21 protein-coding genes are annotated in these 22,456 nt (G+C 71.5%); 4 read left to right on the forward strand and 17 right to left on the reverse strand.

Annotated elements, in window-relative coordinates; translation table 11 throughout:
* The first annotated feature begins 95 nt into the window (after window positions 1-95).
* Complete coding sequence (locus BXA11_RS04815; RefSeq protein WP_076432999.1) at window positions 96-725, forward strand: TetR/AcrR family transcriptional regulator; 630 nt, start codon at window positions 96-98, stop codon at window positions 723-725.
* 14 nt (window positions 726-739) lie between these two features.
* Here the strand turns inward: BXA11_RS04815 and BXA11_RS04820 are convergent, their stop codons facing one another.
* The 3 genes from BXA11_RS04820 to BXA11_RS04830 all read right to left on the reverse strand — a co-directional run bounded on the left by BXA11_RS04820 (window position 740) and on the right by BXA11_RS04830 (window position 4,744).
* Window positions 740-1,429, reverse strand: coding sequence for an alpha/beta fold hydrolase (locus BXA11_RS04820; RefSeq protein ID WP_076433001.1), 690 nt, complete (start codon window positions 1,427-1,429; stop codon window positions 740-742).
* A 62-nt stretch (window positions 1,430-1,491) separates the two neighbouring features.
* On the reverse strand, window positions 1,492-3,630 hold the full coding sequence (locus BXA11_RS04825) for a glycoside hydrolase family 6 protein (RefSeq protein WP_076433003.1): 2,139 nt from the start codon (window positions 3,628-3,630) through the stop codon (window positions 1,492-1,494).
* Window positions 3,631-3,781: 151 nt separating this feature from the next.
* Entirely contained in the window at window positions 3,782-4,744 is a 963-nt protein-coding gene (locus BXA11_RS04830; RefSeq protein ID WP_076433005.1) for an NAD(P)-dependent alcohol dehydrogenase, read from the reverse strand.
* A gap of 102 nt (window positions 4,745-4,846) precedes the next feature.
* On the opposite strand from BXA11_RS04830, the gene BXA11_RS04835 reads away from it, so the two are divergent.
* The gene (locus tag BXA11_RS04835) at window positions 4,847-5,524 is read left to right on the forward strand and encodes a TetR/AcrR family transcriptional regulator (protein ID WP_076433007.1); all 678 of its coding nucleotides are present in this window, start codon (window positions 4,847-4,849) and stop codon (window positions 5,522-5,524) included.
* 110 nt (window positions 5,525-5,634) lie between these two features.
* Here BXA11_RS04835 and BXA11_RS04840 read toward each other — a convergent pair whose 3' ends face one another.
* The 3 genes from BXA11_RS04840 to BXA11_RS04850 all read right to left on the reverse strand — a co-directional run bounded on the left by BXA11_RS04840 (window position 5,635) and on the right by BXA11_RS04850 (window position 8,646).
* Window positions 5,635-7,278 (reverse strand): hypothetical protein, encoded by a 1,644-nt coding sequence (locus tag BXA11_RS04840; RefSeq protein WP_076433009.1) that lies wholly within the window; start codon window positions 7,276-7,278, stop codon window positions 5,635-5,637.
* A complete protein-coding gene (locus BXA11_RS04845; protein ID WP_076433011.1) occupies window positions 7,275-7,703 on the reverse strand; it encodes a hypothetical protein in 429 nt (142 codons plus the stop codon). Before BXA11_RS04845 ends, BXA11_RS04840 begins: the two co-directional genes overlap by 4 nt.
* A gap of 94 nt (window positions 7,704-7,797) precedes the next feature.
* Window positions 7,798-8,646 carry an SDR family oxidoreductase gene (locus BXA11_RS04850; protein ID WP_076433013.1) on the reverse strand — a complete coding sequence of 283 codons (849 nt, stop codon included), beginning with the start codon at window positions 8,644-8,646 and terminating at the stop codon, window positions 7,798-7,800.
* Window positions 8,647-8,730: 84 nt separating this feature from the next.
* Between BXA11_RS04850 and BXA11_RS04855 the strand changes: the two genes are divergently transcribed.
* On the forward strand, window positions 8,731-9,453 hold the full coding sequence (locus BXA11_RS04855) for a TetR/AcrR family transcriptional regulator (RefSeq protein WP_076433015.1): 723 nt from the start codon (window positions 8,731-8,733) through the stop codon (window positions 9,451-9,453).
* 41 nt (window positions 9,454-9,494) lie between these two features.
* Here the strand turns inward: BXA11_RS04855 and BXA11_RS41900 are convergent, their stop codons facing one another.
* From BXA11_RS41900 to BXA11_RS41905, 11 genes are all read right to left on the reverse strand, one after another.
* Window positions 9,495-11,558, reverse strand: a complete 2,064-nt coding sequence (locus tag BXA11_RS41900; RefSeq protein ID WP_159454732.1) for a polyprenyl synthetase family protein — start codon at window positions 11,556-11,558, stop codon at window positions 9,495-9,497.
* A 20-nt stretch (window positions 11,559-11,578) separates the two neighbouring features.
* On the reverse strand, window positions 11,579-12,373 hold the full coding sequence (locus BXA11_RS04865; RefSeq protein WP_083743951.1) for a hypothetical protein: 795 nt from the start codon (window positions 12,371-12,373) through the stop codon (window positions 11,579-11,581).
* On the reverse strand, window positions 12,370-13,035 hold the full coding sequence (locus BXA11_RS04870; protein WP_204053440.1) for an ABC transporter ATP-binding protein: 666 nt from the start codon (window positions 13,033-13,035) through the stop codon (window positions 12,370-12,372). The genes BXA11_RS04865 and BXA11_RS04870 overlap by 4 nt, the downstream gene beginning before the upstream one ends.
* A gap of 32 nt (window positions 13,036-13,067) precedes the next feature.
* Window positions 13,068-13,712 carry a hypothetical protein gene (locus BXA11_RS04875; RefSeq protein WP_076433017.1) on the reverse strand — a complete coding sequence of 215 codons (645 nt, stop codon included), beginning with the start codon at window positions 13,710-13,712 and terminating at the stop codon, window positions 13,068-13,070.
* Between the two features lie 99 nt (window positions 13,713-13,811).
* Window positions 13,812-15,245 (reverse strand): ATP-binding protein, encoded by a 1,434-nt coding sequence (locus tag BXA11_RS04880; RefSeq protein WP_143734076.1) that lies wholly within the window; start codon window positions 15,243-15,245, stop codon window positions 13,812-13,814.
* Window positions 15,246-15,349: 104 nt separating this feature from the next.
* Entirely contained in the window at window positions 15,350-16,084 is a 735-nt protein-coding gene (locus BXA11_RS04885; RefSeq protein WP_076433019.1) for a GNAT family N-acetyltransferase, read from the reverse strand.
* Window positions 16,085-16,128: 44 nt separating this feature from the next.
* On the reverse strand, window positions 16,129-16,350 hold the full coding sequence (locus BXA11_RS04890) for a helix-turn-helix domain-containing protein (RefSeq protein WP_076433020.1): 222 nt from the start codon (window positions 16,348-16,350) through the stop codon (window positions 16,129-16,131).
* Complete coding sequence (locus tag BXA11_RS04895; RefSeq protein ID WP_204053439.1) at window positions 16,350-16,748, reverse strand: DUF2975 domain-containing protein; 399 nt, start codon at window positions 16,746-16,748, stop codon at window positions 16,350-16,352. Before BXA11_RS04895 ends, BXA11_RS04890 begins: the two co-directional genes overlap by 1 nt.
* A 24-nt stretch (window positions 16,749-16,772) precedes the next feature.
* Entirely contained in the window at window positions 16,773-18,233 is a 1,461-nt protein-coding gene (locus tag BXA11_RS04900) for an FAD-binding oxidoreductase (protein WP_076433022.1), read from the reverse strand.
* A 252-nt stretch (window positions 18,234-18,485) separates the two neighbouring features.
* The gene (locus BXA11_RS04905; RefSeq protein WP_076433024.1) at window positions 18,486-20,699 is read right to left on the reverse strand and encodes a bifunctional polysaccharide deacetylase/glycosyltransferase family 2 protein; all 2,214 of its coding nucleotides are present in this window, start codon (window positions 20,697-20,699) and stop codon (window positions 18,486-18,488) included.
* Between the two features lie 7 nt (window positions 20,700-20,706).
* Window positions 20,707-21,300: a hypothetical protein gene (locus tag BXA11_RS41905; protein WP_143734077.1), complete on the reverse strand. Its 594-nt coding sequence runs from the start codon at window positions 21,298-21,300 to the stop codon at window positions 20,707-20,709.
* A 309-nt stretch (window positions 21,301-21,609) separates the two neighbouring features.
* On the opposite strand from BXA11_RS41905, the gene BXA11_RS04910 reads away from it, so the two are divergent.
* Window positions 21,610-22,431 (forward strand): tryptophan 2,3-dioxygenase, encoded by an 822-nt coding sequence (locus BXA11_RS04910; protein ID WP_076433190.1) that lies wholly within the window; start codon window positions 21,610-21,612, stop codon window positions 22,429-22,431.
* Window positions 22,432-22,456: the final 25 nt, after the last annotated feature.

A 22,456-nucleotide genomic window follows, 5' to 3' on the forward strand; every position in this document is an offset into this window, starting at 1 on the left:
AGGTCACTTCGGATCTTATTGAGTACCGCCGGGCCGGGCCATCGCCGAACACCTGCCACTACGGTGAAGCCGCGAAGAGGAACGAAGGGGAGACGATGGGCGACACCCGTACGCGGCTGCTCGAAGGTGCTCTGGAGACGTTGCGGACCCAGGGCATCGCGGGGGCCTCGGCACGGGTGATCGCCACCGCGGCCGGGGTGAACCAGGCGCTCGTCTTCTACCACTTCGGCACGGTCGACGAGCTCCTCGCCGCGGCCCTGCGGTACGGCTCCGAGCAGCGGGTGGCCGTCTATCGGGCCCGGTTCGCGGCCGTGAACAGCCTCAAGGAACTGCTCGACCTCGGCCGTGCGCTGCACGCCGACGAGCGCGAGGCGGGGAACCTCGCCGTGCTCGCCCAGATGCTCGCGGGCAGCCAGATGGACGGCAAACTCGCCCCCGCCACCGCTGACGGTCTCGGCATGTGGGTGACCGAGATCGAGGAGGTCCTCGGCCGCGTGCTGGCCGGCAGCCCGCTCGCGGAGTTCGTGGACGTCGCCGGGCTCGCCCGCGCCACGGCGGCCGCCTTCGTCGGCCTCGAACTGTACGAGGGCGTCGACAAGGACGGCGCGGAGCGCGCCTTCGACAGCCTGGAGCAGCTCGCCGGCCTGGTAGCCGTCCTGGAGGACATGGGCCCGCTGGTTCGCCGTACGGTCCGCGCCCGCCTCCGCAAGGCCAACGGCGATTGACGAGCCGGCACTGTTCAGAACCCCGCGCGGTACGCCTCAAGGCGGTCGGCCAGTTCCTTCGGGTGACCGAGCATCGGACAGTGATCACCAGGCATTTCGTCCGGTTGGAAACCGAGACGATCGGTGACGACCCCGCGCATGAACTCGGCAGGGAAGAAGCGGTCGTCTGCGGCCAGCAGGAACCTGGTCGGCACGTCCGGCCAGGAGGCCAGCGGCCACGGCCTTCCGAAGGGCGTGGGCGCCTGGTGCCGCTGGTGCGCGGCTACGAACTCGGCGGCCAGGTCGGCCGGAGTGTCGTGCAGCACGAGGGAGGACGCGTCCTCCTCCATGCCGCCCGGGACGCCTCGGCGCCGGTCGGCTTCCTCCCGGGCCGCCCAGTAGCCGGTGTTGCCCCACCATTCGCCCGGCGACTCGCCGGGGGCCGGGATCTGAGCCTGGAGCATCACGAGCAGGTCGGCAGGCACCCGGTCACACACCAGTGGGCCGGTGAACCCACCGAACGAGTGGGCGACGACGACCAGACCGGTGCGCCCGCCGATCGCCTCGACCACCGTGTCCGCGTACTCCGCAAGCCCGGCCGATTCGTCGTCGCACGGCAGGTCCGGTGCCACCACGTCGTGCCCCCGGTCTCGCAGGGCGGCCGAGAGAGGCCCCCAATACCAAGAATCGACCGCCGCAGCGTGGATCAACACGTAGGTCGCCATCAGACAGAATCCTCCTGGGTTGTCGCGTCCAATTCAGGTCTGCGCTTACAAGTAGAAGTGAGTCAGCGCAGCGGGGGGACGGCGTTGCGGGCGCGGTCGAGGGCCAGGGCGGCCCACCAGGTGCCGCCAATGGGGTCGACCTGGTGGTAGACGGGGTCCTGGGGACCCTTGCCGCCTCGCGTGCACTGGCCGTTGGACTGCTCGGGGGAGCGGAGCCAAAGGAACGCGTCGGCCAGTTCGCTGCCCGTGTCGGTCGTCGGGCGGCGGCCGACGCCCCGGCCCGGTGGGTTGCACCAGATCTGCGGGTCGGCATACTTGCCCTCCGGCGGTTGCCACACGCCCTTGCCGTTGCGGCTGGTGTCGATGACGAAGTGGGTCAGCGGCGTCCCGGCCGGCACCGCGTCGAGCTCGGCGCCGGTGCAGGTGCTCGCTCCGTCGCCCTCCTTCAGGTAGAGGCAGCGGGAGAGGCTTTCCCCATACCTGAGCAGTTCCTCGGTCTGCTGGAAGTCCGCGACGTTCAGATAGAAGCCGTCGGCGCGCTTCACCCCGGTCTTCACAAGCCGGTCGGCGATCTCGACGAGGCTGGGCCAGCCCTTGATGCCGCCGTCGAGATACACCGCCGTGTGCGGGAGCTTCCCCAGGCGGTTCACCGCGTACGACAGCTCGCGGTAGCGCTCGGCCGCGCCCGCCTTGGTCCCCTGTGAGCAACTGTTCGAGCCGGGGAGCCTGGTCAGGCTGTTCGGCTCCAGCACGACCACCGCCCGCGCCGTGCCGATTCCCTTCGCCACCCGGTCGATCCAGTCACGGTAGGACCGCTCGTCCGGCTCTCCCCACTGGGAGCAGTCCTTCATCGGCACGTGATCGGTCACGAACACGGGAACCGCGTGACGGGCGGAGGCCACCCGCACGGTGGACGCGACCGTACGCCCGGCCTCGGCGGCCGGCATGTTCAGGTTCACGGGATGCGGCACCGCGGCCAGGGCGCGCATCAGCGCGGCGTCGGCCTTCTTGCCTTGCGCGCTCCAGACGCCCGCCTGGCGCTGTGCCTCGGGATCCGGCAGGTACGCGAACCGTACGCCGGGCTCGCGCAGCGGGTTGCCGCCACTGTCCGCCGGAGCCTTCGACGCGGCCGGAGTGGCAGGCGTAGGACCCCCGGGGACCACCACGGCCGGGCGCGTGGTGGTGACGGAGGAGGTCGCGGACGCCGCGGCATGCGTGTCGTGGTCGGAGGGCCATACGGCGACCGCAGTCGCGATCATCGCCAGCCCGGCGACGCCGGCCGCGGCCCCGGCGAGCAGCCCGCGGCGGCTTCTGCCGCCCCCCGGCAGCGTCGTTGCCCACGGCTCATCAAGCCCGGACGAGCCGGTGAGGGTGTCCAGGATGTCCCGTACGGTCGGCCGTTGCGCCGGGTTCTTGGCCAGGGCGCGGGTGACCAGCGTGCCCAGCGGTCCGTCGAGGCCGGTGAGGTCGGGCTCCCCGTTGATGACCCGGTTGATGACGACCGGCAGCGGGCCGTTGCCGAAGGGGGCGTGGCCGGTGCCCGCGTACGCGACCGTGCCCGCCCAGGCGAAGACGTCGGAGGCGGGGGTGAGGGGGCCGCCGTCGAACTGTTCCGGGGACATGAACGAGGGGGTGCCGACCACCGCGCTGCTGTGCGTGGCGGTGTCGGACAGGTGGGCGACGCCGAAATCGATGACTTTGGGGCCGATGGGGGAGAGCAGGACGTTGCCGGGTTTGAGGTCGCGGTGGATGATGCCGGCGGCGTGGATGGCGCGCAGGGCGGTCGCGATGCTGACGGCGAGTCCGTCCAGGCTGGAGCCGCGCAGGGGTCCGTCCTGTTCTACGGCCTGGCGGAGGGTCGGGCCGGGGACGTATTCGGTGACCAGGTAGGCGGTTTCGCCGTCCATTTCGGCGTCCAGGACGGCGGCGGTGCAGAAGCGGGCGACGCGTTTGGCGGCTTCGACCTCGCGACGGAAGCGGCGGCGGAAGTCGGGGTCGGCGGCGACGGTGTGGTGGAGCAGCTTGACCGCCACGCGGGTGCCGTCCGGCGCCTCGCCCAGGTAGACGGTGCCCATGCCGCCCTCGCCCAGCCTGCGCACCAGCCGGTAAGGCCCCACCTGCGCCGGGTCGCCCGCCCGCAGGCCGGGCTCGTGCTCCTCACCGAAACCGCGTAAGCCCCCCGCCTCGCTGCCGCCGTTCACATCGCCCCCGCTGGGATGTCCGGAAGGTCAGGTCATTACGGATCTTATTGACCACCGCTGGGCGCGGCCATGACCGGACACCTTCCGGCACGGGGAAACCGCGAAGAGGAACCAAGCGGAGTCGGCCTCCCCCGGACCTCCCTGGGAGCCGTCAGTCGACCTTGACGACGTATTTGCCCCGCACTCCGCCCGCCTCCAGCGCGCGGTGGGCCGCCGCCGTCTCCTCCAGCGGGAAGCAGGTGTCCACCGCAGGGCGCAGTCTCCCCTCCGACACCTCGCGGGCGAGGTCGTCGAAGAGCGCCCGCGTGGGGTTGCCGCTGAAGAAGCGCACCCGGCCGCGTCCGTGTACGGCGCTGGCGGCGATGTAACCGAGTGAGGCGGCAAGCCGGGTCAGGTCGAAGGCGATGGTCACCGTGCGGCCGCCGGGCGACAGCAGGCGCCGGAAGGCCCGCAGGTCGGTGCCCACCGTGTCGAGGACCACGTCGAACAGGCCCAGTTCGCTCGGCGAGACGGCCCGGTGGTCGATGGCGTGGTGGGCGCCGAGCGTACGGACGAAGTCGAGGTTGGCGGCGCGGGCCAGGGCCGTGACCTCGGCGCCGTAGGCCCGTCCGAGCTGGACGGCGGCGTTGCCGACGCCGCCCGCGGCGCCGCGTACGAGCAGTCGTTCGCCGGGGCGCAGCCGGGCCTTGTCACGCAGCGCCGTGATGGCCGTGGTCGCCACCGGCAGCGCGGCGGCCTCCACCAGATCGAGTCCGTCCGGGACCCGGCCGAGCCGCTCAGCCCGGAGCGTCACATACTCGGCGGCGCTGCCGAATCCGGTACGGCCCATGACGCCCCACACCCGGTCGCCGATCACGATGCCCGTCACGCCGGCGCCGAGCGCGGCGACCTCGCCGGTGAAGTCCAACCCGACGCGTTTCGGGAACTTCCGTCCGGTGAGGAGACGGAGCCTGCCGGAACGGGCGGCCGTCTCTCCGCCGTTGACGCTGAAGGCGCGGACCCGCACGAGCACCTCGCCGGGCGCCGGCTCCGGGCGGGGCACCCGGCTCACATACAGCACCTCGGGGCCGCCGTATCGGTCGAAAAGCACTGCTCTCATCGTGTCGTCGTCCATCGTTCTCACCTTCGCCACCAGTGGCCGTGCGGGAATCTGGCCCCGAGCGTAGGCTCCTAAGTGGACGGGATCGTCCGTTTAAATCGGAAGTGAGAAACAGTGGTGGAGGATCCCTCTCGGATCGCCGGACCGGGGATGCGGGCCGACGCCCGGCGTAACCGGGGGCGCATCCTCGTCGCCGCCCGTGCGGTCTTCGCCGAGCACGGCATCGACGCGCCCATGGCGACCGTGGCCCGGCGGGCCGGGGTCGGCGTGGCGACGCTGTACCGGCGTTTCCCGACCCGCGACGCACTGGTGCGGGCCGCGTTCGCGCACCAGATGGAGACCTGTGCACGGGCGCTCACCGACGCGCTGGCCGATCCCGACCCCTGGCGGGGCTTCCAGCGGCTGTTCGAGACGGTCTGCGAACTCCAGCGGGAGGAACGCGGCTTCCCCGCCGCGTTCGTCGCGGCCTTTCCGGACAGCACGGCGGAACACGCGCAGGCTCGGGAACGGACCGAACGGGACCTCATGACCCTGGTCCGCAGAGCCCAGGCGGCGGGCGCGCTGCGGGCCGACTTCCACCCTTCCGACCTCGTCGTGGCCCTGTTGTCCCACTGCGGTCTGGTCACCGCGCTGCCGCACGACGGTGCCGCGTCGCGGCGCCTGGTGGCGTACCTGCTGCAGTCGTTCCGCGCCGAGGCGGCTCACCGGCCTTTGCCTCCGCCGAGCGCTCTGTCGCTGCGCGACGTCCCGATCGCGGCCGACGGCTCCCAGAGACAGCGTCCCTCCAGGGCCTGACGCGAGAGTGGGCGACGCCCGGTGATCGCGCTATCGCACGCAGAACGCGGACGCCGTCACGTCGTAGATGTGCCGGCTCCCGGTCGGAGTCGTGTACGACTCCGGTCCAATCAGCGGTCGCGGCGGCCGTTGTCCCGGTCCTCGTCCTGCCCGCCGTGGTCGAGGCCGATGAACTGCCGTACGAACGCCTGGTAGGCGTCGGCCCGGATCCTGGCCGACGGCGATCGCACATCCCGGACGATGTTCTGAGGGATGCCGCCGGAATCGGCACGCCTGGACCGGTAGTCCCGCAGCCGCTCCTGATGCTCGTCCGCCCAGTCGTGAAGCGCCCCGATGCGGGCGAAATGGAACACCGCGGCGAGCAAAGGCACGACGAGAACCGTTGTCGCGATGACGCCGACGTCGTGAAGGAGCACCCCGAGGATCAGGACGGCTCCGACCACGACGCCGGCTCTGATCAGGCCCCTCCGGACGCGTCCAGGGTCGGCCCTGGCTCCGTCGGCCCACTCCCGCACGCGCCGCAGCGGAGGCTGGTACGCCGCGCCGAGCCGTATGACTCTTGGCAGCCCGCCCGCGTACGCCGCCAGGGTCAGCGCGACGAGATACCAGGACAGCGTCAGGGCGATGTCCGGCTGAGCCCAGCCCCACATGATCCAGGCCACCGGGATCGTGGTGGCGCCCCAGGCACCGAGCCACAGCGTCGCGCGGACGACCGCTCCCAATCGGGCCGTGGGCGTGAGCCGCCGGCGCTCGTAGTCGGCCCACTGGCGGTCCCGCAGCGCGGAGGCGTGATCCAGCACGGTCGTCATTCGCTGGTTCTGCCGGTCGACTGCCGCCTGCCGACGCCGCTGTTCCGCCTGCGCGGCGGCGTAAGCAGTGAAGTCCGTGGCCATGAGCCACCCGATAGGCGTATCCGAGCCACCGTCTCGCGCGCGCAGCCAGTCGTACCACTCGATCTCACCGGTGGGGGGTGGCGCCACGTGCTCGCGGGCGGCGCGCAACCACGTCGTGCTCTCCGGGTAGGGCAGAAGGGCCGCCAGCAGCAGCCCGCGCGCCCCGCTCTCGGCCCATTCCTGGGCCTCGGGCGGCAGTCCGGGAACCTCGGCGGCCAGTCGCCGCCACGAATCCCAGGCCTCGTCCCAGGCCCGTTGCGTTCCGCGCAGCGCGCTCAGCGCCGTGAACCTGGAGAGGGCGTCCAGCAGGCCGCCCTCGCAGAGGTCGCGATAGAGCTCCCATTCGGGGCCGCTTTCGCCCAGACGACCGATCCTGAGTGCCTCGGAAAGCGACTCCACCGTCACCGGCGTCCCTCGCCAGACGGCTTCTCCCGCCGGATCGAGCCAGCCCAGCAGGTGAAGCAGTTTCAGATCGGCCGGGAGCCTTTCGTCCCGGAGCCGATGGTCGATGAGTTCGATCTGGGCGGTCAGGTCCTCGGCAGTGAGACCATCGAGCTCGCGCAGCCAGGTGAGAAGGCCGAGCCAGCCGTCGGAGGGCGCGCCGGTCGCGGCCGCGCCCTCGAAGAACTGACGTCTCGCGGCGGTCCAGTCGCCGCGGATGACGGCGGCCAGTTCTTCCCGGGTCGTAACCGCCGTACCTGTGAGGACCAGCGGGCGGCGCCGCGGCGCCGCCTGGTGGATGTGGTTGATCTGGACGTTGCGATCCCCGAGTTGGAAAGGGGCCGGGCCGTGGAAGACGTTGCCCGTTAACCCGTCTTTTCCTGTTAAGCCGTCTTTTCCTGATTCGGAGTCGCGCGTCATGCGCCTGGCCCGAAGTGGTTGTCCTGACGGTTGTGGTCGCCGATCTGGAACGCGGCCGGTCCGCGGAAGACGTTCCCCGACACTCCTCCCACCGATGCCTGGCGGGCCTGGTCGGCGATGTCGTTCAGTTCGCGGGCGACCCGTTCGCGTTCGGCCTCGCCGAGACTCTCCAGCAGCATTTCGAACCGGGCCGCCCAGGCCGCCTCCTGCCTGGCCCGTATGAGCGCGGCTTCCCCCGGGGCGAGCGAGGCGAGATCCGTCGCGGTCTGATCCAGCCGCATCAGTTCCGTCCGCTCGCGTTCGGGATCGTCGCGGCTGAGCACTCGCGCCACCCGCTGCCGTACGAGCGACCACGCGTCGGTGCCCGCGGCCTGCACCACCGCGGTCCCGCCGGCCGCAACCGCCGCCGCCACCCATTCGAGCATTCCCGGCCCCCTTACAAGATCCAATGACACTGTATATCTGGCCTTGACGGAGCCGCCGGATATCCCGAAAAGGGGAAATCGACCGGAAGGGGCGTCAGCTCGTGAGCGTGTCCGCGAGCAGTTCGCGCAACGCGGTCGGCTTGCGGCCGAGCAGCTCCCCGAGGGTGAGGCCGACCTCGGCGAACTCGCCCCGACGGCTGGCCTCGAACATGCCCAGCAGGAAGCGGGCCTGCTGCTCGGGGACGCCGTGTGACACCATGCCCGCCACCCACTCCTCGTCCGGGACGGTGACGCGGGTGATCTCGCGTCCCGTCAGCTCGGAGGCGATCGCGGCGACGTCCGCGAGGTCGAGCGCCTCGGGACCGGTCAGCGGCGCGGTGATGCCGTCGAGCCGGCCCTCCTCGCTCAGGGCGACGGCGGCGATCTCGGCGAGGTCGGCGTGAGCCGTCCAGGAGACCGGGCCGTCCTCGGGCGCGACGAGCGTGCCGGTCTCGAGAGCCTGACTCACGAACCGGACCGCGGTGGTCGCGTAGAAGCCGTTGCGCAGCGCGGTGAACGCGACCCCCGACGCGCGCAGGTCCTGCTCGGTCTCGGCGTGGGACGGCATCGGGACGAAGGGGGAGGCCGGATTCGCGCCCATGTGGCTGGTGTAGAGGATCCGCTCGGCGCCCGCGGCCGTGGCGGCCTCGATCGCCGTACGGTGCGGGCGCGCGTCGGCCGGCCCGGAGACGACGAGCACCTGTGACGCGCCCTCGAACGCGTACGTCAGGCTCGCGGGGTCGTCGAAGTCGCCCTGCCGCACGCGGACGCCGCGCTGCGCGAGGTCGCCGGCTTTCGCAATGTCGCGGACGCTGACGCCGATCCGGTCGGCGGGGATTCGCGCGAGCAGGTGCTCGACGACGCCGCTGCCGAGCTGACCGGTCGCCCCGGTGATGATGATCACGATTCACTCCTTGCTATCGCTGATATCGCCAGAACGCTAACACTGGAAATTCATCGATAGCAACATACTGCTATCGTTGGAAGCGTGAGCGATTCCGAGAGCGAGACGGCGAGCGGCCGAGACAGGACGCGGGCGCACATCGTGTCGGTCGCGGCCGGGCTGCTCGCGAGCGGCGGGCGCGAGGCCGTCTCGACCAGAGCGGTGGCCGCCGCGGCGGGGACGCAGGCGCCGACGATCTACCGCCTGTTCGGCGACAAGGAGGGCCTGCTCGACGCGGTCGCCGAGTATGGCTTCAGCTCTTATCTGGCGGACAAGAAGGCGAGCCCGCCGGTCGACGACCCGGTCGAAGCGTTGCGCGCCGGATGGGACCTGCACGTCGGCTTCGGGCTGGCCAACCCCGCCCTGTTCTCGCTCATGTACGGCGACCCCACGCCGGGACGGCAGTCGCCCGCCGCCGTCGCCGCCTTCCGCATGCTGGGGGAGCGCATCCGCGCCATCGCCGCCGCCGGCCGGCTGAAGGTCGGTGAGCGCCTGGCGGCGGACCTCGTGCACGCCGCGGGCTGCGGCACCGTCTTCACGCTGCTCGCCCTGCCGGTGGAGCGGCGTGACCCCCGCCTGTCGGAGGTGGCCCGCGACGCGTCGATCGCCGCCATCACCGCCGACGCCGCCGTGGTCGAGACTCCCGGACCGGCCACGGCGGCGATGGCGCTGCGCGCCGCGCTGCCCGACGCCACTGCTCTCACCGACGGCGAACGCCACGTGCTCGGCGAATGGCTCGACCGCCTCGCCGCGGACGGACCCGGCTGAGGTCTCGGCGCGCTGAGGTTTCGGTACGCAGGGGACCGGGGTCAGCGGGCCGCGCCGGTCTCGGCGTACTCGACCAGGAGTTCCCGGCGCAGCCGGGCCAGGTACGTCTCGCTGCCGGCGGACGAGCGGCTGTAGCGGTCGATGCTGTGCAGGGTGCGCCAGCTCGGCAGTCGCTCTCGGGCAAGGCGCAGGAGACCCGTCCCGGTCACGGAGGCGGCGCTGCCGTCGGCGGGCCGCAGGATGGCGGGGGCGGCGGTGAGTATGGCGTCCACCTGGGCGAAGCCGTCCTCGACCTGGCGGGTCACCTCGTCGATCGCCTCCTGCCTGGTGCAGCCGGTCTCGTGGCGGAGCACCCTGACCAGGTTGTAGGGAGCGCCCACGGCCTCGTCCTCGTCCAGGGTCCGCAGGTCGTTCTCGGCGAGCGCCGCGGCCGCGGCGACGTCCAGCAGCCGCCGGACGAGCGGATGGTCGCGCACCGCCGGCTCGAGCTCCCCGCCGTACGTGATCTCGAAGGTGTCCAGGAAGACGGGCGCCCCGGAACTCCCCAGGCGCAGTGTGAACTGGTCCCGCAGGCTGGGGATGAACCCGCTGAGCCGGTGGCATGCCTCGCGCTCGGCCGCCTCCAGCCATTCCTCGAAGTGACCGAGGGCGCGCGTCCGCCACGAGGGCGGCTGGATCAGGCGGACCCGCTCCCACGCCTGGGCCATGGCCGTGGCGACCGCTCCACCGGTCGCCGGGGTGTCGTCGAGCCCGCGGACGAGGAGGGCGAGCCGGTGCCGCAGCCGGGCGATCTCGCCGGGGTCGGCGAGACCCGGCTCGTCGAAGAGGTCGTCGACGACGGCGATCACCAGCATCCACCGGGCCAGCGTCTCGGCCTGCTCGGCGTCGGCGCCCGGCCAGAACCGCACGGCGGTCGAGGCCATGGCGTTCCAGCGTGGGTGGCGGGCCTCCTCCGGCGTGGCGGCCAGCCCGGTGTCCAGCAGCCAGGCGTCCAACCGCTCCTGCACGTGCTCCTGCCGCCCGGTCAGGACACCGGGCCGAGCGGAGGCCGGGGCGAGAGAGGGAACGGCAGGGGAGGCGGGGGAGGGAGCGGGCACCGTGACGGGTGCAGGGGAACCCTTTCCGCCCGAGCTCGTGATCGACCGCACGTAGCCGGCCAGCCCCTCGCGTGACCGCGGATCGCCGAGGCCCCGGAGCTGCAGGAGATCGAGCCGCCGCAGTGCCGTCTCCACATGGGTGCCGGCGACCTGCCGGGCTTCGTCCACGGCTCCGCAGGACAGGACCAGTTGCCGCGCGCGCTCGGCGTCGGCCGCGGTCAGGCCGCGGCGCAGCAGCCGGGCGAGCGAGGGTTCGCGGCCCAGGGCCCTGATCACGGGGAGTGTGTAGACGCCTTCCACGATGTCGGAGTTGGCCGGTTTTCCGAGCTCCCCGGTCGTCGCGGTCAGGTCGAGGATGTCGTCGCGCACCTGATAGGCCATGCCGAGATGCCAGCCGAACGCCGCCAGGTCCTCCTCCGCCTCGGGGTCCCGCCCGGCCTGCATGGCGCCCAGCCTGCAGGCCAGGGACAGCAACTCGGCCGTCTTGGCGCCGGTCACCTCCAGATAGGCGGCCTCGGTGCGGGAGAGCAGGAAGCGGTCGGCGGTCTCGGCGATCATTCCCGAGCAGATGCGCTGCGCGGTCTCCGCGACCATCATGGGCTCGCGCCGGCCCAGCTCGGAGAGGATCCGGCTGGCGCTGGTGAACAGCAGATCGCCGGCCAGGACCGCCAGGCGCGCGCCCCACACGATGTTGACGCTCGGCCTGCCTCTGCGCCGGCGCGCGTCGTCGATGACGTCGTCGTGGTAGAGCGACGCCATGTGCAGCAGTTCGACGGCCGCCGCCGCCTTGACGGCGCGGACGTCGGCGGCCCGCTCTGTTCCGGCGAGCACGTAGTACGACAACAGCGCCAGGGTGGGCCGGATCAGGTGGCGGTGACCCGCCGGCTGCCTGGTCAGCGGGGTCAGCTCGGAGCGGCTCGGCACGTCCGCCATGCCGACGATCTCCCGCACCCGGTCCAGGTCGGACTCCAGGGCGGGGAAGGCACGAGAAACGCTCTCAGATGTCACGGATGCTCCTGACGGGGGACTCATGGATTCGCCGGCGCTGTCACCGGCGCGCCGACCGGACCCTGCGCGCGCGTACGGCCGGCGAAGGCGGAGATGCCGAGGACGATCGTGCCCAGCGCCCAGCACACGGCCGGGCCGACGGCGTTCCAGGGCACCGTGTCCATGGCCACGGCCGCGACCGCCGCCTGCATCGGCCCGTAGTCGGGCAGGTAGCGCACCAGGACGCCGGCCGCGGCCGGGGTGGCGAGCGGGCTCTGCAGGGCCAGGTCGATCGAGCAGATCACGGTGACGAGGACCAGACCGGCCAGGTCGCTGGTGAGCACCGCGGCGAGCGCGATGCCGATCCCTCCGTAGATGAGCGCCCCACCGGCGAGGGCGGCGGCGAGCAGCAGGGGCTGCTCGGTCGGGTGGGTCAGGCAGATCAGGCCGGTCGCGTAGAGCGCGACGCAGAGCGCGACCGCCACCAGGGCGGTGAGCTTCGCCGCGATCAGGCACAGCTGGGGGAACCCGGATCGCACCAGGCGGCGGTCGAACGACGCCGAGTTCATCGTGGTCACGAACATCATGAACCCGGTGATCAACGCCAGGATCTGCAGCGCTCCGCCGAGCTGGTTGAGCACGCCGGCCGGCATCGTGACGGTTCTGTCGGCGGCCCGCACGTAGAACGGCAGCGGGATCTCCAGCGACAGGGCGTAGATGAGGATCGCCCACACCGGGATGAAGACCACGATGATCACCAATGCCAGCCGGTTGCGCAGGTGCTCCACGAACGTCATGCGCACGGCGGTGGCGTAGCAGTCCCAGTGGCGTCTCACGGCGCACCCGCCCTGTCCCCGGCCCCTTCGCCGGTGGCGACGCCCACGCGTTCCTGCTCGCGCAGCACGCCGCCCTCCAGCCGGTGGAGCGTGTCGAGGCGGGCCGCGTCATAGGCGAGGTGGGAGACCACCAGCACGGAGCGGCCGCGCCCGCGCAGCTCCTCGGCCAGGTCCCAGAACCGTACGTAGGTCTCCCAGTCGAAGCCCTGGTAGGGCTCGTCGAGCAGGAGCACGTCCGGGTCGTGCATCAGGGCCAGGACAAGGTTGAGCTTCTGCCGGGTGCCGCCGCTCAGCGTGCCGGGGCGGGCCCGGCGGGAGCCGGAGAACCGCAGCGCCTCCATCAGCTCCTCGGCCCTGCGCAGGCTCTCCAGGCCATAGGCGACTTGGAAGAACCGCAGGTGCTGCTCGACGGTGAACGCGTCGTGCAGCACCGTCTCCTGCGGACAGTGTCCGATGCGCCCGCCGTGGCGCACCGACCCGCCGTCCGGCCGCAGGTCGCCGGCGAGGACGCGCAGCAGCGTGGTCTTGCCCGCGCCGTTCTCCCCGACGATCCCCACCACCCGGCCGGGCGGCAGATCGAGATCCACACCACGCAGGACCGGGCCACCCCGGTAGCTCTTCCGCACGTCCCGCACCCGCAGCACGGAATCATCCGACGGCATTCGGCACCCTTCCCGACCCGGCCCCGCGTCGGCTACTTCGGTGTGTCGACGGCGATGAAGGCGACCGTGCCGCTGCCCTGGGCGCTGCTCACGCCCTTGCTGGAGCACTGGCTGATGTCCGAGGTGGGAGCGGCCTTTCCGGCGATCCGCTTGCCCTTGAGCTTCCCTTCGGTGACCTCGCCGACCAGCATCATGTCGCCCGGGTTGTACGAGGCGATCCCGTCGAGGTTGGGGCGGACCGTGGAGGTGCCGAGCGCCTGGCCCTGGGCGTCCTTCCAGGTGACGGTGCCCGTGCCGGCGACGTTCTGGACGCCTGTGCAGGACGCCTGCCCGGTGCCCTTGAAGGTGGCCGTCCCCGAGCGGATGTTGGGGAAGCTCCCGTCGGGAGAGGCGCAGCCGGTGAGCGTCACGGTGCCCTTGGCGGTCACCGCGCGGGCCTCCTTGCTCACCGCGGGGTCGGCGGTGATCGGCTGGCCGCCGGTGCTCACCGCGCACGTCAGCACGGTGTGGCCGCCCGGCTGCTTCGGTGAGGGATCGGCGACCGGCCTGGTGCTCTGGCTGCTGCCGCCGGACGCGCCCTGGGCGACCGACGGGACGACCGTCAGGGCCAGGCCGGCCACACCCGCAGCGGCGCCGACACCGCAGGCCAGGTAGACGCGCGATCGAGAAAGGTTCATGGACATCCCCCCGAGATGATTGCTGTCGGTAATCTACTTATCACAATCAGTAACGGGAAGGTCTATGGCTCGATGCGGGTCACCCGACGCGATCTGGCATCAGACGCGCTCGTAGTACGTGAACTTTCCTCGGCCGCCATGCTGTCGCACATAGCCGTGCTCGCGTAGGCCACGGAGAGCCTTGCGGATGTTCGGTGCCGTGAGATCGAGCATGTCAACGAGCTGTGCGACGGTGAGAGCCCCTTGTGCGAGGGCGTCAAGGACGCGTGACTCGGTAGCGTTCAACGGGTCGGCTGCCGCAGTGGGGACGATGGGCCGGTGCAGGATGGCGACAAACCGGATGCCCGCGTCGATGTAATGAGCGGGAGGCAGACACGCCTCCTCGAGCGCCGCGCCCACCGTGGGAATGCCGCTGGCGAGCGCCTCGATGACTCGGCCACCGCTGAAGGGGGAACGCACATTCTGGCAAATGGCGACAAGCCGTGCGTTGCGCGCAGACGTGACCGCTTCTTTGCCCAGACGATCGACCGTTATGCCATAAAGCCCTCCGGGATTCGCGATCACGAGACGATCCCGGCGAAGCCTGATTTCCACGGCCATTCCCGCTGACCAATGATCGAGATCGCGGTGTATCAGCGCGTTGGCGACCAGTTCACGGAAGGCGACAAGCGGATAGACAGGCAGGTCCCGTACGGTGCCGTCGGGCCCCGCCACGATGGCCGTATCGAAGGTTCGTCTGGCCCACTCCATGGCTGCGTCCAGCATTCGGGGAATGGGTCCGGTCAGGACGGCCTGGTTGCGTGCCCGGGAACCGGGCGGATCTCCAGGCAGCGGATCGGCGGATATCTGGATGGCGTATCGGGGGAACCACTGCTGCGGATGCGTCCCCAGAGCCAGCAGCCCGGCGACTGTGGGCCTGCCATCGGCGGCGGTAACTCCGGCGCGGCAAAGCAGTTCGTCTTCCCGGACGAAGCGCCCCAGCCCCTGCTGATCGCGCTCGCGGACCGCTTCGATGAACGCCTTCACCAGCTCGGGGTGGAGGTCCGCCGAGGTGGCTCCCTCGACCAGGGTCCGATCGAACATAGGTGCTCGTCGTGCCGCGATGAAGGCCTGTTCTTCGATATCCGAGAGCCGGAAGTCGCCGTCATATCCTCGGAGGTAGGAGGCGCCTGTGGCTGTGACTCGGCATGGTTTGGCGGACTTGTCGCACTCGTGCACCCTCGCCACTATGACCGGAGCGCCGTACGCGATGCCGTCGTCCAAAGTCAGGCGGACAGGCGGTGTGAACGAGCGTGCTTTCGCCGCGAGGCCCTGTTTCAGCGACTGCGCGTTCGGCAGTGGAACCGGGCGGAACCCGAACCGTTCATCCAACCCGAGAATTATCGTTCCGCCGCCGGGCAGATTCGCGAGCGCACTCAGAGTGGGGGTCAGCGACTCGGGAAGTCCTCCGGCGGCCGATTTGACCTCCAGGGCCGTCGTGTCACCGCCGGCTGCCCGAAGCTCATCGACGAGGTGGCTCACGTCCGCAGGCATGCGGGAAATGTAACCAAGGGCAGTTACATTTCGTGGGTCGTCGGTTACATTTCTGGGGCTCCCGATCACGGCAATGAGAGTGTGACGACCCGGCGGTTCGGATGTCAGATCGCTACTGTCATCACCGTCGCGACGACGTGGAAACCGAGCCTCTCGTAGACGTGGCGGGCAGGGTTGCCCTCGGTGACCACCAGGCCCAGGCCGGTCAGCCCGTCCGCACCGGCCCGGGCGAGGGTGGCCGACAGCATGAGCGCGCCGAGACCTCGCGGCGACCGGTCCGGATGCCGGAACACGTCCGCGATCCACGGTCCCCGGTCCGAGTCGTGCGCGAAAACGCCGCCCACCACCTCGCCCGGCCCCGGGGAGTCCTCCCGTACGGCGAGGACGCTGCAGGGAAGCAAGGGGCCGATCTCTTCGCCGCTCAGGAGCGGGACGAGCTCCTCGTTCAGGGCCTTATCGCGATCCCGGGGGCGGTGGTCGGGATGGCCGGGCGGGTAGGCGGCCAACCACGCGGGGAGGATCTCGGCGGGCGGCCGATCACAGGGGACTATCAGGAAGCCGTCCGGAGCGGTGCCCGCGACAGGCCAGGCGACCGGCAGATCGCACCGCATCACGTGCATGTGCCGCAGCAGCCGCGCGCCCCGGTCGAGCAGGGCCTGACCGAGCTCGACCGGCGCGGAGACCGCCCAGCCGGGCATCCGCGCCGTGATCGCGTCGGCGGCTCCCGGGCCGGCGTCCTCGATCGCGTACGCCCAGGGGTTGCCGTCGTGGACGCCTTCCAGATAACTGAACACCGGGACGCCGCCGGGGCCGGTCATCGTCCGCCGCTCCTCGGTCATACCGTGAGGTTCGCGCAACCCGGCCCGATCGGCAACGGCGGAGGTCACGCGTCCGCGTCGTCCCCGGCCTCCCAGCGCAGCAGGTCTCCCGGCTGCCAATCGAGCGCCTCGCAGAGCGCCGCGAGCGTCGAGAAGCGCACCGCCTTGGCGCGGCCGTTCTTGAGCACCGCCAGATTGGCAGGCGTGATCCCGACGCGGTCCGCGAGCTCGCCCACGGACATCTTCCGCTTGGCGAGCAGCACGTCGATCTCGACGACGATCGGCATCAGATCACCTCGTCCAGCTCGGCCTGCATCCGCGCCGCCTCGATGTCGCGCGCAACGGCCTGGGCGAGCAGCATCCGCAGCACGAGCACGATGAGCGCGACCCCCAGCGCCGCCATGCCGGCCCCGCCCACCAGGAGGACCATGCCAGGGGGGACGGCTTCGCCCGGCGCCAGGACGGCCCCGAGCGCGAAGATCAGGATGGCGGCGGCCACGAAGGCGCCGATCACGACGTCCACCCATCGGAAGGCGGCGTGGGTGAACACCGTGCCGCGCCGCACCATCGTGACCAGCCGCCATACGCACACCAGGACGACCTCGACCGTCACGAAGCCCAGGACCGTGATCGCGAGGAACGGCGAGCGCAGGTAGGCGTACAGAAGGAGGCAAGGTCCGCCCACGCGCCCGATGCTCGGGAGCGCTTCCTAGACGCCCTGGGGGAGGCGGAACAGGCGGCCGGGGTCGTACGCCGCCTTGACCCGGGCCAGCCGGGCGGCGTTGGCGCCGTAATACTGCTGCTGCCAGTTCTTGAGCTCGGGATCGATGTAGTTCACGTACGCGTGGTCGCCGAAGTGCGGTCGCATGGCGGCGTGGGCGGCCCGGGCCCAGGCGGCCGCGCCGGAGAAGTGGGAGTAGTACTGCACGCTGAACAGCGCCTTGCGGTGCGGGAAGGCGGTGGCGTCGGGGCGGACCCGGGCGACGGCGCCGCCGAGCGCGTCGAGCATCACCGTGTGCCGTCCCGGCGCGGCGACCTGGGCCAGCAGCGCCTTGATCCCGGCGGACGACAGCGGCGTGTAGGCGAAGTGCGACTTGGCCGAGAACGAGTCGCGGACGAGCTTGCCGCTCGCGTTCTGCCCGGGAAGCGTGCCGGGACGGTGGCACTGGGCCACGGACATCGACGCGCAGCCCGCCTCCACCATCATCGCGTGGTCGTAGGCGGAGGTCGCGACGTAGCGGCTCGAAGGACTCGATCCGACGCGGTCGACGAGCTTCTGCAGCAGGTTCTCGCACGCCGTCCTGCCGCCGAGGTAGAGGCCGCCGACCATCACGTCGAGCGAGGGGTCGTGGTCGAGATGGCAGTTCGACCACATCGCGTCGGGCGCGGCGGGCCCCCACGCCTGCCACGCCTTCAGGACGGCCGCGGCCTTCGCCCAGGGCCAGTGCAGGAAGAACAGGGTCACAGAACGCGTCCGATGAGTCCGGAACGTGAACGACGTCGCCACGCCGAAGTTGCCGCCGCCGCCTCCCCGGGAGGCCCAGTAGAGGTCCGGGTGCGAGCTCGGCGAGCAGGTCAGCAGCTTCCCGTCCGCCGTGACGACCTTCAGGGACTCCAGCGTGTCGCAGGTCAGGCCGTACTGCCGCGACACCACGCCGATGCCGCCGCCCAGCGTGAGCCCGGCCACCCCGACCGTCGGGCAGGAGCCCGCCGGGATGCTGACGCCGTGCGCGGCCAGCTTGGCGTACACGTCGACCAGGCGCGCCCCGGCGCCGACCGTGGCGTGGCCGTCCGCGTACGAGACGCCGCTCATCGGCGAGACGTCGACGACCAGCCCGCTGCCCGTGGACCAGCCCGCGTAGCTGTGGCCGCCCGACCGGGAGGTCACCGGCACGCCGTATCGCCGGGCGAACGCCAGGCACTCCGACACGTCCGCCGCCGTCTTGCAGTAGGCGACCCCAACGGGGCGGGCGGAGTCGAAGGCCGAGTTGAACACGCGGCGCGCGTTGTCGTACGACGCGTCGCCGGGGCGAATCAGCCTGCCGTCCAGCCCCCGCCCGAGTGCGGACCAGTCGGCGGGACGGGGACCCGCGGCGGCGAACGCCGTGCCGGAAACGGCGGCGGCCCCGGCCAGGGCGGAAACGCGAAGGAAACTCCGTCTGTCGATCATGGTCGTGCTCCCGAGGTGGTGATCTACCTCGTTGAGACGCTCATGGAACCGGTCCGGTTGGTAACAAGCCCATCACTTCGCCCCTGTGCGCAGGGCTGGCGCGGGGCACATCCCCACGGCCTTCTGCCCCTCGCCCAGCAGCCACGCGGGCACCGCACGCCGCCGAGGCCTCGGCCGGCCCGTGCCGAGAGGAACCGCTGGAGACCCAGGAGCTGCTGGAGACCCAGGAACCGCCCGGCATGTTCGACGCCGTCAAGGACGGCTCCGTCTCCTCCTCGGAGCGTTCCCACCCCTGACCGCCCGGCGCCGGCGGCCCGCGAGGGACGGTTCCGGGACGGACGCGGCCGGCAGGGTGAACGTGCCCTCCCTGCGTACGGTGTGCCAGCGCAGCCGGGCCCCCAGGACCGCGGTGGCCACCGACTGGATGACGACCAGATACATCAGCTGCCGGTAGACGAACTGCTGCAGCGGCAGCACCCACAGCACCGAGGCCCGTTCGCCGTCGAGGCGCAACGCGTACCAGCCGGTGAGCGCCTGCACCGCGACGAAGCAGGCCCACACCGCGACCACGGGCAGGGGGTCGCCGACGAACAGCCCGTAGAGGGCCATGACGTCGACGACGGGGGCCAGCAGCGGCAGGATCACCTGGAACAGCGTGAGATATCCGAGGCACCGGCGGCCGAACGGACGGCGCTCCACGACCGCCCCGCGATGCTTCCAGATCGCCTGCAGCGTGCCGTAGCACCACCGGTAGCGCTGCCGCCACAACTGGCCGAGTGAGGCGGGCGCCTCGGTCCACGCGCGGGCCCGCTCCTCGTAGACCACCCGCCAGCCCCCGCGGCAGATCGCCATGGTGAGATCGGTGTCCTCGGCGAGCGTGTCCGCGCTGACGCCGCCGGCCGAGGCCACCGCCTCGCGGCGGAACGCGCCGATCGCGCCCGGCACCGTCGCCATGCAGCCGAGCAGGTCGAACGCGCGGCGGTCCAGGTTGAACCCGACGACATACTCGATGTGCTGCCAGCGGCCGATCATCCCCCGCCGGTTGCCGACCTTGGTGTTGCCGCTGACCGCGCCGACGGCCGGATCGGCGAGCGGCCGTACGAGGTTGCGGATGGTCGGGGGCTCGAAGACGGTGTCGCCGTCCACCATGACAAGGACGTCGTGGGCGGCGTGGGCGATGCCGGTGGTGAGCGCCGCGGGTTTCCCGGCGTTCGGCTGCCGGATCACCCGGACCCCGGGCAGGCCGAGCGAGGCGGCGATCCGTCCCGTCCCGTCGGCCGAGCCGTCGTCCACGACGACGACCTCGACCGGGCCCGGGTAGTCGGTCGCGACCAGGGACCGCACCGTCGCCTCGATCCCCGCCGCCTCGTTGTAGGCGGGGACGATCACCGAGACCGGCGGCGGGGCCGTCCATTGGGGCGTCCCGGTGGATCTCCGGCGCGTTCTGCGGGCGTGCGCCCACGCCAGCGCGACGAAAAGGGTCAGCCGGAGCAGGGTGAGCACGCCGGCCGCGGCGAGGAACCAGCCGAGCGCCTCGACGAAGGCGAAGGACGCCCGCTGGGCGAACCCCAGCACCGTGCCGAGGACGCGCTCGTTCGGGGAGGCGGCGGTGTGCGCCGTGGGAAGCCCGACGGCCTCGGTGAGCGTGGTGGCGGTGTATCCGTTCCTCTCCAGCCGGGTGAGCAGCCGGTCGACGGCGGCCAGCGTCCGGGCGCGGTCGCCTCCCGAGTCGTGGAATATGATCACCGCGCCCTCGCCCTCGGCCGTGCGCGCGAGGGACGCCAGGACCATCTCGTCCACGGGCGGGCGGCTCCAGTCCTGGGTGTCCACGTCGGCGAACGTCACGAGATATCCCTCGTCGCCGAGCAGCCGCATCGCGGTGAGCTGCCCGTACCCGACCGCTCCCGGGCCCGAGGAGTACGGGATGCGGGCGAGGCGGGTGTGGATCCCGGCCGCCGCGGCCAGCGCCTTCTGGGTCAGGGACATCTCCACACGGACCCGCCAGGCCGGCACCGCCGCCAGGTCGGCGTGGGTGTAGGTGTGGTTGCCGATCTCGTGCCCTTCCGCGACCAGGCGGCGGGCGAGCTCGGGGTGCTCGGCGACGCGGGCCCCGAGGACGAAGAAGGTCGCCTTCGCGTGGTGCTCGCGGAGCAGGTCGAGCAGCCGGGGCGTCCAGCGCGGGTCGGGACCGTCGTCGAAGGTGAGCGCCACCCGGCGGGGCTTGGGCCGCGCGCTGAGCGGCCGGGCCCCCGAGACGTTGACCAGAGGGCCGCCCGAGCGGATCCGCTCCAGCTCGGCGGAGTCGCCGTAGTCCGCCGGGGGCGGCTGGGTCTCGCCGACGACGTTGTGCGCGTACGCGTTGAGCAGCAGCGCTCCGGTCATGAGCAGCGCGGCGATCGCGACGAGGAACCAGTGGCCGCGCGGCTCCGCCGGCCGCCGCCCGGCCGGTCTGCGCCGTCGTCTCATCGGCGCGTCACTGGGAGGTCCCCTTCGTCGGCCCGGGCTGCCGGGGAGGCGTCTGGGTGGTGCCGGGCTCCGGTGCGGGGGTCCGCGTCGCCTCCTCGGCGGGCGCCGTGGTCTGCGCGACCTCGGGCGCCGACGGCGCGGGCGTGGACTCGCCGGACGCGGAGATCAGCACATCCGGCTCCGGGACCGCGGAGGGCGTCGTGCTCGGCGTGCGTCTGCCCCGATCGGCAGGCGCGGCGGAGCGCCCTCTGCCCGCGGGCCGGCGAGCGGAGGGAGTCCGCCGTGCGGGAGCCGCCGTCGCGCGCGGCGTGCCGCTCGCCCCCGCCTCGTCCAAGGGGACAGGCCTGCGCCCGGACCGCGACGGCGTGGGGGAGCCCGTGGGGGAGCGTTCCATCTCCTGTTGTCCCTGTGGCTGCTGTCCCTGGGGGCCGGGCCATCCCATCGGGGGCAGTTCGGGGCCGGCCAGCGCTCCGCTCACCAGGGTGAGGGTCAGCGCGAGGACGGTGATCGCCCCGCCGACCGCGGTGGCTGTCAAGATCTTGGCCCGGCGTCCGCTCTGGTCCACGAAGACGGCCGTACGCTCCGGACGATGATCTTCCACGACGCAGGATCGTACGCGAGTCGAAAGCAGCTTCGAGAAGTTCAGACCGTTTTGTGATCAGGCATAGCAGGATTTCCCGATGACCGGCACCGGGACCTTCGGCCGGGGGGCGGCGTCGCGGGGGTGCCGTGCGCTTCAGACCCCTCGGCGGGGGTGGGGCTGGTTAAATGAGACAAGGTCAACCCCCAGGTCACAGGCGTATGGACTAAGTTGACGTTTGTGCCGTTATGGGGTGGTATCGGGGGCGGTGGTGCCGGGCTTTCGGTCAATGGGGACCGGAAGGAACGCGCCCACGTGGAGGAGTGGCGCATGCCTGCGACGCCGTACGGCCGGGCCGGGTCGGGGGACATCCTGCCCCCGCCGCGCAGCTTCGGCGAGGAGGGCGGGCGCCTGTCCTATGGCGGCTATCTCCGCCTCCCCGAGCTGCTCGCCCAGCAGGAGCAGCGGTCAGGGGCCAGCGACGAACTGCTGTTCATCACCGTTCACCAGGTCTACGAGCTGTGGTTCAAGCTCCTCCTGCACGAGCTGGAGCGGATCAGGGACGCGATGATCGAGGGCGCGCTCTGGCGCGCCAGGCACCTGTTCCGCCGGGTCCACGCGGTGGAGAAGGTCCTGGTCGACCAGGTCCACGTGCTGGAGACCATGACGCCGCAGGACTTCCTGCAGTTCCGGTCGGTCCTCGCCCCCGCGAGCGGCTTCCAGTCGGTGCAGTTCCGCGAGCTGGAGTTCCTCTCCGGCGCCAAGGACCCGTCGTACCTCGGCCGGCTCAGGGACGCGAGCGAGGCGGAACTCGCCAGGCTCCGGCGGCGGCTCGCCGAGCCGACGCTGTGGGACGCTTTCGTCACCGCCCTCTCCCAGCGCGGCCTGCCGGTCTCCGACGAGGAGATCATGGAATCCCTGCTGGCCGTGGCCCGTGACCGGGGGTCGTACGACGATCTGTGGGACCTGGCCGAAGATCTCCTCACCCACGACGAGACGACCGCGCTCTGGCGGATGAGGCACATGCAGATGGTGGAGCGCCAGATCGGAACGAAATCCGGTACGGGAGGCTCCTCCGGGGCACCGTACTTGAGGGGAAGAACGCGTTTGCACTTCTTTCCCCTGCTGTGGGAACTCCGGGCCTGGCTTTGAATCCTCACAAGGGAGTGAGTAGCGA

The organism is Microbispora rosea (assembly GCF_900156315.1).
Taxonomy (GTDB): Bacteria; Actinomycetota; Actinomycetes; order Streptosporangiales; family Streptosporangiaceae; genus Microbispora; species Microbispora rosea.

Coding starts and splice junctions, on each gene's coding strand:
- BXA11_RS04815 (WP_076432999.1), top strand. CDS start 96: ATGGGCGACACCCGTACGCGGCTGCTCGAAGGTGCTCTGGAGACGTTG.
- BXA11_RS04820 (WP_076433001.1), bottom strand. CDS start 1,429: ATGGCGACCTACGTGTTGATCCACGCTGCGGCGGTCGATTCTTGGTAT.
- BXA11_RS04830 (WP_076433005.1), bottom strand. CDS start 4,744: ATGGACGACGACACGATGAGAGCAGTGCTTTTCGACCGATACGGCGGC.
- BXA11_RS04840 (WP_076433009.1), bottom strand. CDS start 7,278: ATGACGCGCGACTCCGAATCAGGAAAAGACGGCTTAACAGGAAAAGAC.
- BXA11_RS04845 (WP_076433011.1), bottom strand. CDS start 7,703: ATGCTCGAATGGGTGGCGGCGGCGGTTGCGGCCGGCGGGACCGCGGTG.
- BXA11_RS04870 (WP_204053440.1), bottom strand. CDS start 13,035: ATGCCGTCGGATGATTCCGTGCTGCGGGTGCGGGACGTGCGGAAGAGC.
- BXA11_RS04875 (WP_076433017.1), bottom strand. CDS start 13,712: ATGAACCTTTCTCGATCGCGCGTCTACCTGGCCTGCGGTGTCGGCGCC.
- BXA11_RS04880 (WP_143734076.1), bottom strand. CDS start 15,245: ATGCCTGCGGACGTGAGCCACCTCGTCGATGAGCTTCGGGCAGCCGGC.
- BXA11_RS04885 (WP_076433019.1), bottom strand. CDS start 16,084: ATGACCGAGGAGCGGCGGACGATGACCGGCCCCGGCGGCGTCCCGGTG.
- BXA11_RS04890 (WP_076433020.1), bottom strand. CDS start 16,350: ATGCCGATCGTCGTCGAGATCGACGTGCTGCTCGCCAAGCGGAAGATG.
- BXA11_RS04900 (WP_076433022.1), bottom strand. CDS start 18,233: ATGATCGACAGACGGAGTTTCCTTCGCGTTTCCGCCCTGGCCGGGGCC.
- BXA11_RS04905 (WP_076433024.1), bottom strand. CDS start 20,699: ATGAGACGACGGCGCAGACCGGCCGGGCGGCGGCCGGCGGAGCCGCGC.
- BXA11_RS04910 (WP_076433190.1), top strand. CDS start 21,610: ATGCCTGCGACGCCGTACGGCCGGGCCGGGTCGGGGGACATCCTGCCC.